This window comes from Pseudomonadota bacterium, from assembly GCA_022572885.1.
GTDB lineage: Bacteria > Pseudomonadota > Gammaproteobacteria > Steroidobacterales > MnTg04 > MnTg04.
The window spans coordinates 1-14291 of the sequence record JACZVC010000042.1 but is presented as its reverse complement, the minus strand read 5'-3'; the positions used below and the strand labels follow the sequence as shown (position 1 = coordinate 14291).

Sequence of the window (14291 nt, the reverse complement as noted above, 5' to 3'; positions counted from 1 at the left end):
TCAAAAAGGCCGGCTTTTTCGGCATGGTGATCCCCCGCCAATATGGCGGCAAGGAGTTCTCGCAATACGGCCACGCGGCCGTCGTCATGAAGGTAGCGAGCCGCAGCATAGCCGCCGCGCTGACGATCATGATTCCCAATTCCGTTGGCCCGGGCAAGTTGTTGCTCAAATACGGAACCGAGGAGCAGAAAAATTATTATCTGCCGCGGCTGGCCAGCGGCGAGGAAATTCCCTGCTTTGCGCTGACCGCGCCGGAAGCGGGCAGCGACGCCGGCAGCATCCCGGATAGCGGCATCATCTGCAAACAGGATTACCAGGGTAAAAAAGACGTCCTGGGTATACGCCTGAATTTCGATAAGCGGTATATCTCGCTGGCGCCGGTGGCTACGCTGATCGGTGTCGCGTTCAAACTCTACGATCCGGATCAGTTGCTCGGCGACCGGGAAAACCTGGGTATTACGGTAGCGCTGGTCCCGGCCGATACGCCGGGTGTCGAAATCGGCAGCCGCCACGATCCGTTGCACATGGGTTTTCACAACGGGCCGGTCCGCGGCAGCGACTTGTTCGTGCCGCTCGATGCGATCATCGGCGGCGCCGCACAGGCGGGCAACGGCTGGCGCATGCTGATGGAAAGCCTGTCCGATGGTCGATCCATATCGCTGCCGGCGCTGACCACGGCCTCGGCCAAGCTGGCCACGCGGGCAACCGGCGCTTACGCCAGGTTGCGCTACCAGTTCAAGACCTATATCGGGACCTTCGAAGGGGTGCAGGCGGCGCTGGCCCGGATCGCCGGCAATACCTACGCCATGGATGCGGCGCGAACGGTGACCCTGGGAGCGCTGGACGAAGGCCACAAGCCGGCGGTCATTGCGGCCATCGTCAAGTACAACCTGACCGAGCGTAACCGCAGGATCATGAACGACGCGATGGATGTGCATGGTGGCGCCGGCGTTTGTCTCGGGCCGCGCAATATCATCGGCGAGTACGCCAAGTTCCCATCGCTGGGTATTACGGTCGAAGGACACAACATTTTGACCCGCAGCATGATGACCTTCGGGCAGGGCGTCGTGCGTTGCCACCCGTATCTGCGCTCGGAGATCGAGGCCGTAAGCAACGCCGACGAGCACGCCGGCCTGATGAGTTTCGACAAGATACTCGTACGCCACCTGGGTTTTGCCGCCAGCAACGCGGTGCGCAGTCTCCTGCATGCCTGGACCGGCAGCTTGCTGGTGCCCACGGCGAGAAAACTGGGGCCGCTGCGGCGTTATTATCGTCAACTGAGCAGGATGAGCGCCGCGTTCGCTTTTACCACCGATATTCTGCTGATGTTTTTGCGTGGCGAGCTCAAGCGACGGGAAATGCTGTCCGGGCGAATGGCGGATATTATCAGCCAGTTGTATATCGCTTCGACGGTGCTCAAGCATTTCGACAACCATCAGCATGACGAGACGGAGCTGCAAGTGGCGCAATGGGCGGTTCAGGACTGCCTGCATCAGATCGAGCGGGCGTTTGGCGAAGTGTTCGATAATTTTCCCAACCGCTGGGCGGGCCGTTTGCTGAGACGCTGGATTTTTCCTTTCGGCCGGACCTACAAGAGACCCTCCGATGAACTGGAAAGATGCATCGCCGAGAGCATCGTCATTCCATCGGTGATTCGCGAGCGGCTGACGCAAGGCATGTATATCACCGACGACATCGACACCCAACTGGGCCGGCTCGAACATGCCCTGCAGCGGGTGATTGCCATTCAGCCCCTGGAAGCGAAACTAAAGGAAGCGCAAAGTATCGACCTGGTGCGTGGGCACTCGCTGGCGGAGCGCATCGACAACGCGGTTGCCGCGCGATTGTTCACCGAAGAAGAAGCCGAGCAGTTGCGCAAGGCGGAAGCGGCGCGCCTCGATGCGCTTAAAGTCGATGACTGGAAATTCTAGCCGGTTCTGGCTGGTCGTCCCTGAAGAGTTCAAGAGCATCTGCAAGTATTCAGGCGATTCAATCGGGGTAGAAACCATGTCCTGGTTTATTTCACGCGTAGAGTTTCTTTTGGTCGTGCCACGTCTGCCATTAACAGCTTGCTTGCAAAAAGTGAGGAGTCCATATACGGACATCGCGCGTGCGAGCAATTAGACTGTAAGAATCGGAAATCTAGGGGGAGGCCACCATGCTCCATCCGCGTCCCATCTGGTTCGTGCTCGTCCTTGTGACATTGGCGCTGCCGCATACCGCCGCCGCTCAAGACGACTTGCGCATCATCGAGTTCGAGACGACCGAGGTCACGGCGCCTGATGTCGCGGTCTCCCCTGATGGTGAGGTCTTAATTTTCACCATGCTCGGCCACCTGTTCCAGTTGCCGGTTGCCGGCGGCACAGCCGAGCAACTCACCTTCGGGCCCTACTACGACACTGACCCAGTGTTCTCGCCCGACGGCAGTCGAGTGGCGTTCGTCTCCGACCGGGACGGGAGCGAAGGCAATGTATTCCTGCTGGACGTGGCGACGGGACGAATCAGCCAATTGACACACGAACCCTGGGCCGGCCGGCCAGCCTGGACTCCCGACGGTAGGGCGGTCGTCTACCTGGAATTCCTGCGGGAGGCAGCTGCGGGCAGCCGGCAGCTGTCGGGATACCTGCCGATCCCTTCAGTGGTCAAGCAGATTGAGGTCGATGGAAGTGAGCCCGAGCCGCTGAGTCCTGGACCAGGGCTCTACCGTTCCATCGACTTCCTTGCCGACGGCAGAGCGGTGTGGTCGATCGTAAAACGCGATCCTCTCACCGACGCGTGGGTGACTCGTATCCAGGCCACCGATGGCACGAGCTCTCATGCCACGCTTCGCGAACTGGATGGTTTCGTCGACCGCATTGTGGCTGATCCTTCGTCTGTGGTGCGCGTGTTCGCCCGCCACTTTCGCCTCGCTCATACTTGGCTTCCCTGGCACGCCACGGAAAGGCTGGTAGAGCTACCGCTAGGAGGCGGAACGCCAGTCGCGCTGCTGCCTACCGTTGCCTCCTATTCCGGAAATCGCTTTGCCGTGTCGCCCGATGGAGCGTTCCTGTTCACCGGTCACGCCGGGCGCCTCTGGAAAATTCGTGTGAGCGATGGTGCGCGATCGCCGATTCCCCTCCGAGTCAAAGTACGCCTGGAACTCGCACCGCGGACAACGCCGGTCCCGCTCGCTCCGAGGACGACCGGCGAGTGGCTCTATCCGCAGAACCCGTCGCACCCGTCCATTAGTTCTGCGGGGGACCGTCTTTACTTTCAAGCCGCTAACCATGTTTTTGAACACCGGACCGGCGCCGATCAGACGGCCCGCAGAGTTTTCCAGGGCAAGAGTCGCGAGACGCTGCCCGCCTTGTCTCCGGACGGAAACTCACTGGCCTACGTGTGGAGCGATGGGAGCAAGGAGGAGGTCAGGGTTTTCGAATTCGCGAGCGGCAAGGAGCGGACCGTGGCGTCCAAAGCCAACTTCTACTCGCCACCTGCCTGGCGCCCCGACGGTCGCAAGCTGCTCGTTACGGAGTACGGGGAAGGTCCTCCAAAAGTGGTTGCCATCGATCTGGAAACAGGCGCGCGCACAATCGTTGTCGCCGGGGTTGGTTACCTTCGCAGACCTCATTACTCACACGATGGCACCGCCGTGTTCTTTACGTCGCGTCTTCAACAGCGCTGGACGATTTACCGGCTTTCGCTCAAGACAGACGGTATCGTGGCGCAACCGGTTGCCGAACTCGAAGCAGATATCTTCGAAGGTCTGGTCTCTCCCGATGGGAAGTGGCTCGTCTTCCGCGGACCTCAAGGACTCTCTGCTGCCCCCATGCGACAACGACCGGTGCGCTCGGCGGATGTCCGGCTACTGACCGCGGAACTCGTGGAAACGTTCTCGATCAGCCCGGATGGATCGGAGGTGGTCTACAGCAACGCCAACGGACTCTGGCGAGTGCCGCTGGAGGGCGGCGAACCTGAGGCGATCCCTGCCCAGCCCAGGCTCGCACGTCAAGTTCATCAGCCGTTGCTGGTCCGCCGCGTGCGCCTGCTGGATTTCGAGCGACATATCTTCACGCCGGAAGCCTCGCTCTACATTGAGGATGGCCAAATCGTGTGGGTGGGCTCCGAGCAGAGTCGGGAAATACCGGCTCAGGCCGTCATCCTCGATGCTGCGGGACGATATGCCATTCCCGGTCTCTTCGACTTTCACGCCCACGGTGGTTGGTCCGGCCCGGCCGGCCAGACAGCCTTCATCGCCCACGGCGTTACCTCGGTGCGAGACCCTGGGAGTTCGCTCGCGGTCACCCGCGCTCTGGCCACCCGCGGCGAGGTTGCGGGCGAACCTATCCCACGCTACTTCTCCTCGGGAATCGCCCTTCAGGGGGCTGGCTCTGGCGGCACCGCTATCGTCGACAACGAGCCCAGCGCCCGCCGGTATGTGAGCGCTCGAAAACAAGCCGGTGCCCACTTCATCAAGATCTATCCGTCCCTGTCGTGGCCTCTTCAGCACGCAGCGTTACGGGCAGCGAACAGTGCGGGTCTGCCACCGGCTGGGCACGGCATGAGCGTCGAGGAAATCGTACGTGGTTTGACACGCGGATACTCCACGCTGGAACACAGTCGATCCTCCGGGCGAGTCTACGGTGACGTTCTGCTGGCACTCGTCTCATCCGGTACGAGATGGGACCCAACCCTGGTCATGCAGATGGGAAGCGTGCTGCTACTGAGGGAGGAACCAGAGAGGCTCGAGGATGCGATGCTGGTGGCGTTCAGCTCTCAGGAGTGCAGGGACGCCGCTTTATCGGCTGACTTGGTAAAGGCGGAAGGAGACATGATGCTGCGTGGGATGTTGGCAGAGCGCCTGGCCTCAGTGTATGAGGCACACGCGGCAGGAGTACTACTGCAAGCAGGTACTGATGACCATGGCGCGCCATGGCTATGCCTCCCCGGTGTCTCACTTCACTGGGAGCTCGAGCTCCTTGGCCGAGCCGGCATCGAACCCGCCGAGGTGATCAAGATCGCCACGCTTCAGGCGGCCGAAGCATTGGGGGTAGACGCTCACTTAGGCTCCCTTGAGGCAGGAAAGCTGGCGGATATTGTGTTGTTGGACGCCAATCCCCTTGACGACATCCGCAACACGCAAGCCATTTGGCGGGTAATCAAAGGTGGCTGGCTGTACGATCCGGACAAGCTCCGCCCGCCGGAATCCGTCAAGATGACAGAATAAACGCAAGCAGCAACTTGAGTTCAGTTCCGGGCCGTTCGGACTCGGTGTTTGCATCATATCGGGCGTCATATTGTTTAGTTTTGTTGGTTATTGGACGAACTACCCTCCTGTGAAAACAAAGGACATCCACGGAAAAGAGAAAACAAAGGACATCCACAGACTTTCTGAAAACAAAGGACATCCACAGACTTTCTGAGTAAACATTACAAATATCCTACTGGCGGATTGTTTGGCCGAAACAACACAGGACATCCACAGACTTTCTGAGCAAACCCTACAAATATTCCGCTGGCTGATTGTTTGGCGGATCCAGCAGTGCGATGATTTTCACGCAAAGGTGTGGATGTCCTCGGTTTTGACGTTTCGATAAGTAAGAAAATGAGGTCAAATGAATGAAAGAGTTAATTGAGAACCGCCTATTGGAACTAAAAGAAAAACCTTTTTCAGAGCTTGTCGAGTTGGAACCTTGTCAATCAGAGCAAGTGAGTAACAATGGCAAGAGAGTAATAGTTTCAGTTTGGAAAGATGAGGTTGGCGAAGGTGAGCTGCGGATAGTCGTGCAAGCCTACCGTCGTTGGTTCTTAGGTATAGGAAAAATGGACCCGCAGGGTTTTCTATCGAGCAGGTCTGGAGAAATTCGAGATTTGAGCAAAGAGGATTTGTACGAATTCATCTAAGGGACTCATACCAGGACATATATGGACGCCCCCTTTGAGTCAAGTATTGGTCGAGGAATGCATAAACGGGATCCGGACATATATACGGCGTCGTGTATTGGGTAATCAGCCCCGCGCCTTGATGAGAATCGAACCTCGCCGCCGATTCATCCACTCGGCTTTTCGCCAATGTCCTTTACGCAGGCTCTTGCAAGGTCGAATGATGTTGGGTCATCAGTAATCGCGTTATTCTCAGGTAAGTCATAATCATTTTCAGGCAAACGCCTTGTTGAGAACGCAAGCTTCATTCTTGGCTAGCACGACCCAGGCCATGCGTGCCATTTTGTTGGCCAGCTCAACCGGCACTCAGAAACTAGATATCAATATATGAGAATCAAATCCCACATAAAAGTCGTAGCGGTACTCATCGTAGCAGTTTGTGCATATCTCGCCGGAGATTGGCTCTTTAGAATCCGGGAGACTCAGGTCACAGTGCCGGACGATCAAGTTATTGAGATAGTTGACGTGCCTGCACAGTTCCCACCAATTGGACATGAGGCTATCGAATTACAAGACGAAAATGTGAGGGCGCTAACCCTCCTGTTAGTTGACGCCGACCTTATCGAGCAAGACGTCCTGCCCCGCGCAATGAACGGTGATGCATCCGCCCAGTTTCAAATGTTTCGCCAAACGTTGCATTGCGAAGGATTTCAAGATTTATTTGGCCATGATATTGCTGCGTGGGAGGCATACTTAACAATTTGGTATGACCAATTGGGTACCAACCAGTACTATGCGATTAGGAACACGCTCGAAACCTGCGGCGCTTTGTCGGAACTTGAGTCAGCCGACAAATATGATTCGGAGTTTTGGCTGAATGCTTCGGTTCAACATGAGTATCCACCCGCGATAGGCGAGTATGGTATTAGATTAGCTATTGAGGGTGACTATTCGAAAGCGGAGAAAGCACTTTTGACAGCATTGTTCAGCCTCGACCCGGAAGCTGTAATGGTGGCCGGACCTGCCCTGACTACTCCTATGGGCAGCAAACAAGGGTCCACAGCCGATGGCATTATCAATGAGTTTGCATGGTTCATTGTAGCGTGTGAGTTCGGGCTTGACTGCACTAAATACAGTACAGCTAAGGCCATGTATTGCATTGGCAATTGCCCGCAAACAGAGACGGCAACGGAAGCATTCGCGCGAACACGCAATTTAACTGCGGATGATCAAGAATTGGCAGCAACTCTTGCAGCGGAATATGTCGAAATGCTCAGATCCGGTGATAAATCGCTGTTTTCGCTTATTGCACCGAGTGATGATTAGTAAATTTTTTGCCGTACCTTATATAGCGATTGGATACGGTGCCGGTTGAGCTGGCTACGGTCTTACGGACACCCCATTAAGGTACTAGAGTACCGCAAGGAGTGGTTCAGTGGGACGACAAAGAAAAAAACACAGCCGCCAGAGTCCTCACTCAAATCCGCGATTCTTGGTGAATTATGCGGGCTAGCCGCTTTCCTTGCGATCGAGATGGTCGTCCACGTTGATCCAGTCCACATGAGACTCCCAGTACGCATGACACTGAGGTTGCCGGTCTATATCGCCCGGGATCGCCGCCCTGGCAATATGAATTTCACCGGGCCAGCGGGTGGAGGCGAAGAACAAGGTGCTGCCGCAGCGTGAGCAAAAACCCCGCTTGGCGTCTGCGCTCGACGCGAACCAGCGCAGCGTCGAATCGTCGTTCAGCCTGAATTTTTGTTCATCGACGCCTACCCAGGTCACCAACGGTGCGCCATGAGATCGCCGGCACATCGTGCAATGACAATGCGCGCACCATAAGCTGGGGCCATCGAACTCGAATTTCAGCTGCCCGCAAAAACAGCCGCCGGAATAGGTTTTTTCCAATGTTCCTTCCTGCATCAGTTTGTTAACTCCGGGCGATCGTCCAGATGCCGACCAGTTTCTCGTTCAGCCACCGGCTCGGCAGGCTGCCGGCAAAAACGGCGCTGAATGTGGTGGAAAAAATCGTGGTTCGATGCACCAGACCCCCTAATTTCGCAAATATGATGCGCCATTGATATCGATGATCGTGCCGGTCAGGTAATCGGTGTCAGGTCCGGCCAGAAAAGCAATCGTGGCCGCTATTTCTGCCGGTTTTGCCGCGCGGCCCAGCGGGCTTTGCGCGCGAATGGCGTCGCCACCCGGGCCGTCGAGCAACGCGGACGCCATCCCGGTTTCCACGAAGCCGGGGGCGATGGCGTAAACCATGATGTTGCTGGCAGCCAGCGCCTGGGCCAGCGACTGGCTCATCGAGTTCAGGCCGGCTTTGCTGGCGCCGTAGGCCGGGGCGTTCGGTTCGCCGCGAAAGGCACCGCGCGAGGAGATGTTGATGATCTTGCCGCCGCCGTTTTGCGCCATGATCACCGCCGCCGCGTGACACAGGATCGCAGGCGCCAGAAGGTTGACAGCAAGCGTCTGCTGCCAGCTTTGCTGCCAGTCCGCATTGTCCGTCGTCAGTGGCGGATGGTCGAAAAATACGCCGGCGTTATTGACCAGCAGATCGAGGCCGCCGATCCCGGCCACCGTCTCGCTGATCAACCGGCGGCATTCGTCGGGCCGGGCCAGGTCCGCGGTCAGCGCGATATGCTGGTCGCCCGGCAGTTTGGCAAGCAGGCTGTCCAGTTTTTCACTGTTGCTGTTGCCGTGAAGCGCAAGGCGAGCGCCTTTTTTTGCCAGCGCAGCGGCTGTCGCGCGGCCAATGCCGCCGCTGGCGCCGGTAATCAAAGCACGACAGTTTGCGAGGGTATTATCGGTCTGCATGGCGAAGCTTTATTCCTGGTGATTCGTTGACTCGTCCAGCCAGTGACCGGCCAGCCAGTCGGCTGCCGCATCGAGTTCCGTGAGCATTTCTTTGCGACCGATTTCGACGAGCCGGTCGCGTTTCTTCCACTCACCGAGGCCGATGCCTTTGCCATCGGCAAAAGTGTAATTCAGCCGGTGATAGTTCGCGCCCAGCATTTGCCGGCACTGGAAATCCGGAACGCCGGAAACCGCATCCAGCATCAGGTTGAGCAAAGGCTTGGCCCATTGCACGAGTCCCCAATTGTGTATCGGCCCTTCGATGTACGACAGTATCCGCCCGGCGCCTATGGACAACAGCCTGACCTCGGCGACCCGGGGCCGGTCGGTAATTTCGTTGCGCCGGTCCTGGGTCTGCGACAAGGCCACCATGCCCGGGTGGTTGGCGACCACGCCACCGTCGATATAACCATCGACCGATGGAAAGTAGGTCGGTGCCGCGCTGGTATAAAGCGCCACATCGGCCACCTGTCGTTCGCCATCGCTGTCCGCACCGGGAAAATTGTGAAAAAACTTCGGTTTCCAGCATCTCTCTTCGGGCGATGCGGCTTCGTTGTCGAGATCGAAGGCGGTGATGAGTACGCGCTTGTCCAGGTCTCGCAGGCGCGTGTCCGCAAAAATTTTCTGCAGTTCGCGCCGCAAATTTTTGGTCGCGTATTCGGCGCCGATCAACCGTCCGAGGTCGCGCACGTCGCCGAACAGGTTGTCTTTGAATATGATCGGACCCAGCGCGTAATACAACTCGACGAGTTTCGCCGGCTGCATGCCGTTGGCCAGCGCCAGCGCCAGGATACCGCCGGTCGATGTGCCGGCGATCATGTCGACATGGTTGAGCCAGCCCGGATGCCGGCGGTCGAGCTCATCCATCAGCACGGCGCTGAGTAAACCGCGAATGCCGCCGCCATCCAGGGTGAGAATCCGGTATACCGCCACAGGCCTCTCCAGGGTGGTTGCGGGGTAAACCGGACTATACCGCAAGCATTGAGCCGACTGGCGATGCCGTTCTTGCTCGTTCATACTCAGTCTAAAATGCAGCGGCAGGAGATACCGGTCATGAGCAAGGGAACGATTTCGCGTCGCGATTTTCTATCCCGGTCCGGTGGCTTATTCGGAGCGGCCTGGCTGGCAGCGAATTTTCCGGCGATCGCCGCGGCGGCAAATGCAGCACACTGTGTCGCCAGCGGTGAAATGGAGGAAAGCTTCGAGTTTTTCTCGGCCGCGGATGGCGCACTGATCGACGCAATCAGTTCCCACATTATCCCGAGCGAGGGCGAAGGGCCGGGTGCTCGAGAGGCGAAGGCAGCCGTGTTTATAGACCGGGCCATGACCGGTTTCATGAAATCCGGCGCCGATGGGTTTATCGCAGGCCTGAGGGCATTTGCCCAGGCCTTCACCGATGCCTATCCACGGGAAGCGTCATTTGCCACTGCCGAAACACCCGTGCAGACAGAATTTTTCGCTACCCAGGTCGATAGCGATTTTTTTGGCTTGGTCCGGTTCCTAACCCACGTCGGTATGTTTGCGTCGCCATCCTACGGCGGTAATTTTCAGAAAAAAGGCTGGGAGCTATTGGGCTTCGAAGACCGTCATGTATTTCACCCGCCTTTCGGTTACTACGACCGTGATTATCCAGGCTTTGACGCCATCGCCGCCAGATATCGCAAGGAGGGCTGACCGTGCCGGGGAAATCATACCAGACCAGCGAGGAAGTGGATTTCGTTATCGTCGGTTCCGGCGCCGCTGGCGGGGTCCTGGCCCGCGAGTTGTCGCAGGCCGGACACAGCGTCGTCGTCATGGAACGCGGCCCGTACCTGAAGCAGGGCGATTTTCATCATGATGAACTGGCCTACTGGTTCAACGATGAAATAACCAAGCTTGACAGTTCGCCGCCGCAGAGCTTTCGTAAAATAGCGAGCGAGAAAGCCTCTTCCCGGGATTTTTCCAGCATGCTCTATGCGCAATGTGTCGGCGGCGGCAGCGTGCATTTCACCGCAAATTACTGGCGTTTTCACCCGGTGGATTTTCATGAGCACACCTTACACGGCGACATCCCGGGCGCAGCGCTGGCCGACTGGCCGATATCCTATGAGGAACTGGAACCGTATTACACCCAGGTTGAATGGGAAATCGGGGTTTCCGGCCTGGCTGGCGCGCATCCGAATGAGCCGCATCGTTCGAAGCCTTATCCGATGCCCCCGTTGCCGGTCAAGTCATCGGGTGTGTTGTTCGAAAAAGGCGCGTTCGAACTCGGCCTGAATCCGTTTCCTGCGCCGATGGCGATCAACTCGGTGCCCTATGACGGCCGGGCCGCCTGTGTGCATTGCGGATTTTGCATGGGTTTCGGTTGTGAGATGGGCGCCAAGTCGTCCACCTTGTTCAATATGGTCCCGCAGGCGGAGGCGACCGGTGTCTGTGAAATCCGCACCGGCGCCAACGTCGTGCGCGTCGAGACCAGTAAACAAGGGCGAGCGACCGGCGTGATCTATTACGACCTGCAGGGCCGGCAACATCTGCAGAAGGCAAAGGCGGTCGTGCTCAGCGCCAATGGCGCGGAGACCTCACGCTTGTTGTTCCTGTCGGCAAACAACCGCTTTGCCGATGGCCTCGCCAACAGCAGCGGGATGGTCGGCAAGCACATGATGTTCAATGGCGGCGGTACCGCCGGCGCTTTTTTCGAACACCCGCTGAACGAATACAAAAGCGTGCAAGTGAGCCGAATCTGCCATGATTTTTATGATACCGACCCGGACCGAGGTTTTTACGGTGGTGGCGGGATTGACGGGCGAGTGATGTTTGGCCCGATTTCTTACGCGGCGTTTACCGGTATTCCCGGTGAGCCAGGTTGGGGGGAGTCGAACAAGGCTCGCTTGCAGAAATACCCGAACTTTATGTACTCCTCTACACACAGCACGTCATTGCCGGTGGCAACGAACGCCGTGGCGCTGGATCACGATAACCTGGATATTTATGGCCTGCCTGGCATCCGGCTGACCTATACCGATCACCCGGACGATCTCGCGACCACGCGTTTCCTGGTGGACCGGGCCGCCGAAATTCTCGAGGCCGCGGGCGCGACAACGGTCTGGAAGAATCCGGTCCGGCCGCAATCCTTCACCGCGCACTTGCTGGGAACCTGTCGCATGGGCAACGACCCGGCGACCTCGGTCGTGGACAAATATCACCGCACCCACGATGTGCCGAACCTGTTTATCTGCGATGGCAGCAGCCTCGTGACATCCGGGCGGGGCCAGCCGACGCAAACCATACAGGCGCTGGCTTTTCGGGCGGCCGAGCACATCAGCCGGTTTGCGAAAAACGGCGAAATATGAAGGCGCAGCGAACGGTTCTCAGGCCAGGTGCGCCTGCCCCAGGTAGGCGTGCGTCTGCATCTCGGCCAGGCGGCTGACCGTACGCCTGAACTCGAAGGCCAGTCGCTCGCCTCGATAAAGCTGTTCGGCCGGTACCGCGGCCGACAGGATCAGTTTGACCTTGCGGTCATAGAACTCATCGACCAGCGCGATAAATCGGCGCGCGCGGTCGTTGTCCGCGGAATCCATCGCCGGCACGCCCGAGACCAGGATGGTATGAAAACCCCGCGCCAGTTCCAGGTAATCATCCTGGCTCCGCGGGCCGTCGCACAAGGCCGCGAAATCAAACCAGGCGATGCTATTTGCCAGCCGCCGGGTAGCGATAGTCCGGCCACAGACCATGAGATTCTGATCCGCCTTGCCGCCGTGGCAGGAGATTTTCTCAAAGTACTCCGCCAGGTTGGCTTCCGCCTGCAAATCGAGCGGCGCGTGATAAATTTCAGCCTCATCGAGGATACGCAGGCGAAAGTCCTCGGCTCCTTCGAGTTCCATGACCTGGCAATGGGTTTCGATCGCTGTTATCCCCGGCAAAAATCGTTCTCTTTGCAAACCGCCTTGGTACAAAAGCGATGGCGGTGTGTTCGATGTGGCAACCAGGGTGACGCCGCGCCTGAACAATTCCCGGAACAGCGTGCCCAGCAACATTGCATCGGCGATATCGGACACGAAAAACTCGTCGAAACAAATGACCCGGGTGTCTTTGGCGATCTGCGCCGCGATATCTTTGACCGGGTCCTGCCGATGCTTGGGGTTTTTTAGCCGTGCGTGCAATTCGTACATGAAACGGTGAAAGTGGCGCCTTTGTTTTTGCCTGAAGGGCAGGGCACGGTAAAACATGTCCATCAGAGGGGTCTTGCCGCGGCCGACTCCACCCCAAAGGTAAAGGCCTTGGACGGGTGGGATTTTGGTGTTGCGAGAGAGCGCGAGGCGCAACCGCCGCCAGGGCGACAGCGAGGCCGGTTTGGCGATCAACTGCAGATAGATTCGATGCAGCGCCTCGATGGCCTTTTTCTGAGCGGCGTCCGCAACGAAGTCCGGGTCCTCCAGCGCTCGTGCATACTGCTCCCGGGGGGTCGGGCTGGCTTCCATCGGCAGGCGGCCTCAGCCGAGCCGCATCTCCGGCACGTCGCCATCGACGATCAACCGGCCCGCGGTTTTCTCCTGGATTTCCTCGACCGATACGCCGGGCGCCCGTTCCATCAAATGGAACGCGCCGTCGTGAATTTCCAGGTAGCCAAGATCGGTAATGACCTTGCGGATACAGTTCACGCCGGTCAGCGGCAGGGTGCACGATTCCAGCAATTTAGACTGGCCCGATTTGCTGGCGTGGGTCATTGTCACGACGATGTTCTCGGTTCCGGCGACCAGGTCCATGGCGCCGCCCATGCCCTTGACCAATTTTCCGGGGATCATCCATGAGGCGATGCTGCCGTTCTGATCGATTTCGAATGCACCGAGTACCGTCAGGTCCACATGCGCGCCGCGGATCATCGCGAAACTTTCCGCCGATGAAAAATAGGCGGCGCCGATGATCGCCGTCACGGTCTGTTTGCCCGCGTTGATCAGGTCGGCATCGACTTCCTCATCGAGCGGGAAAGGGCCCATGCCCAGCAAGCCGTTCTCCGATTGCAGCATGACCTCGATGTCTGCGGGAATGTAGTTGGCGACCAGCGTCGGGATCCCGATGCCCAGGTTGACGTAATAACCATCGCGTAACTCGGACGCGACCCGCTGGGCAATCTGTACTCTGCTTAGTGCCATTATCTATCCTTCATATCATCAGGCGCTGCGGACGGTTCGTTGTTCGATGCGCTTCTCAAACGTGCCTTTGATCAGGCGCTGGACGAAGATTCCCGGCGTATGTATGTGCTCCGGGTCCAGTTCGCCCGGTTCGACGATTTCCTCGACTTCCGCCACGGTAATCTTGCCGGCGGTCGCCATCATCGGGTTGAAATTCTGCGCCGTCATTCGATAGACCAGGTTGCCCATGGTGTCTGCTTTCCACGCCTTGACCAGCGAATAATCCGCGGTCAGCGACTCCTCGAGCACATAGTTGCGCCCGTTGAATTCGCGGGTGTCTTTGCCCTTGGCGACATCCGTGCCATAACCGGTTGCGGTATAAAAAGCGGGTATGCCGGCGCCGCCGGCACGGATTTTTTCCGCCAGCGTGCCCTGCGGCGTCAGGATGACTTCCATTTC

General features: G+C 58.1%; 12 protein-coding genes. 6 read left to right on the top strand and 6 right to left on the bottom strand.

All coding sequences use genetic code 11. From position 1 onward, the window contains the following. The 4 genes from IIA05_12290 to IIA05_12275 all read left to right on the top strand — a co-directional run. A partial coding sequence (locus tag IIA05_12290) for an acyl-CoA dehydrogenase (GenBank protein ID MCH9027870.1) occupies positions 1-1931 on the top strand: 1931 nt, incomplete at its 5' end. A 227-nt stretch (positions 1932-2158) separates the two neighbouring features. Then, a complete protein-coding gene (locus IIA05_12285; GenBank protein MCH9027869.1) occupies positions 2159-5206 on the top strand; it encodes a PD40 domain-containing protein in 3048 nt (1015 codons plus the stop codon). Between the two features lie 392 nt (positions 5207-5598). Beyond that, positions 5599-5883 carry a hypothetical protein gene (locus tag IIA05_12280; protein MCH9027868.1) on the top strand — a complete coding sequence of 95 codons (285 nt, stop codon included), beginning with the start codon at positions 5599-5601 and terminating at the stop codon, positions 5881-5883. Between the two features lie 366 nt (positions 5884-6249). After that, positions 6250-7188 (top strand): hypothetical protein, encoded by a 939-nt coding sequence (locus IIA05_12275; GenBank protein ID MCH9027867.1) that lies wholly within the window; start codon positions 6250-6252, stop codon positions 7186-7188. Between the two features lie 183 nt (positions 7189-7371). Here IIA05_12275 and IIA05_12270 read toward each other — a convergent pair whose 3' ends face one another. The 3 genes from IIA05_12270 to IIA05_12260 form a co-directional block, all read right to left on the bottom strand. Then, on the bottom strand, positions 7372-7785 hold the full coding sequence (locus IIA05_12270) for a GFA family protein (GenBank protein ID MCH9027866.1): 414 nt from the start codon (positions 7783-7785) through the stop codon (positions 7372-7374). A 129-nt stretch (positions 7786-7914) separates the two neighbouring features. Continuing rightward, positions 7915-8685: an SDR family oxidoreductase gene (locus tag IIA05_12265; GenBank protein MCH9027865.1), complete on the bottom strand. Its 771-nt coding sequence runs from the start codon at positions 8683-8685 to the stop codon at positions 7915-7917. Between the two features lie 9 nt (positions 8686-8694). Continuing rightward, positions 8695-9657, bottom strand: a complete 963-nt coding sequence (locus IIA05_12260; GenBank protein MCH9027864.1) for a patatin-like phospholipase family protein — start codon at positions 9655-9657, stop codon at positions 8695-8697. Between the two features lie 120 nt (positions 9658-9777). Here IIA05_12260 and IIA05_12255 point away from each other — a divergent pair, with 120 nt between their 5' ends. Then, complete coding sequence (locus IIA05_12255; protein ID MCH9027863.1) at positions 9778-10398, top strand: gluconate 2-dehydrogenase subunit 3 family protein; 621 nt, start codon at positions 9778-9780, stop codon at positions 10396-10398. 2 nt (positions 10399-10400) lie between these two features. Next, positions 10401-12053, top strand: a complete 1653-nt coding sequence (locus IIA05_12250) for a GMC family oxidoreductase (GenBank protein MCH9027862.1) — start codon at positions 10401-10403, stop codon at positions 12051-12053. A gap of 18 nt (positions 12054-12071) precedes the next feature. Here the strand turns inward: IIA05_12250 and IIA05_12245 are convergent, their stop codons facing one another. The 3 genes from IIA05_12245 to IIA05_12235 all read right to left on the bottom strand — a co-directional run. Then, on the bottom strand, positions 12072-13181 hold the full coding sequence (locus IIA05_12245) for an AFG1 family ATPase (GenBank protein ID MCH9027861.1): 1110 nt from the start codon (positions 13179-13181) through the stop codon (positions 12072-12074). Between the two features lie 12 nt (positions 13182-13193). Beyond that, positions 13194-13853, bottom strand: coding sequence for a CoA transferase subunit B (locus IIA05_12240; protein ID MCH9027860.1), 660 nt, complete (start codon positions 13851-13853; stop codon positions 13194-13196). A gap of 18 nt (positions 13854-13871) precedes the next feature. After that, positions 13872-14291 (bottom strand): CoA transferase subunit A (locus IIA05_12235; GenBank protein ID MCH9027859.1); only part of this gene is annotated, 420 nt, incomplete at its 5' end.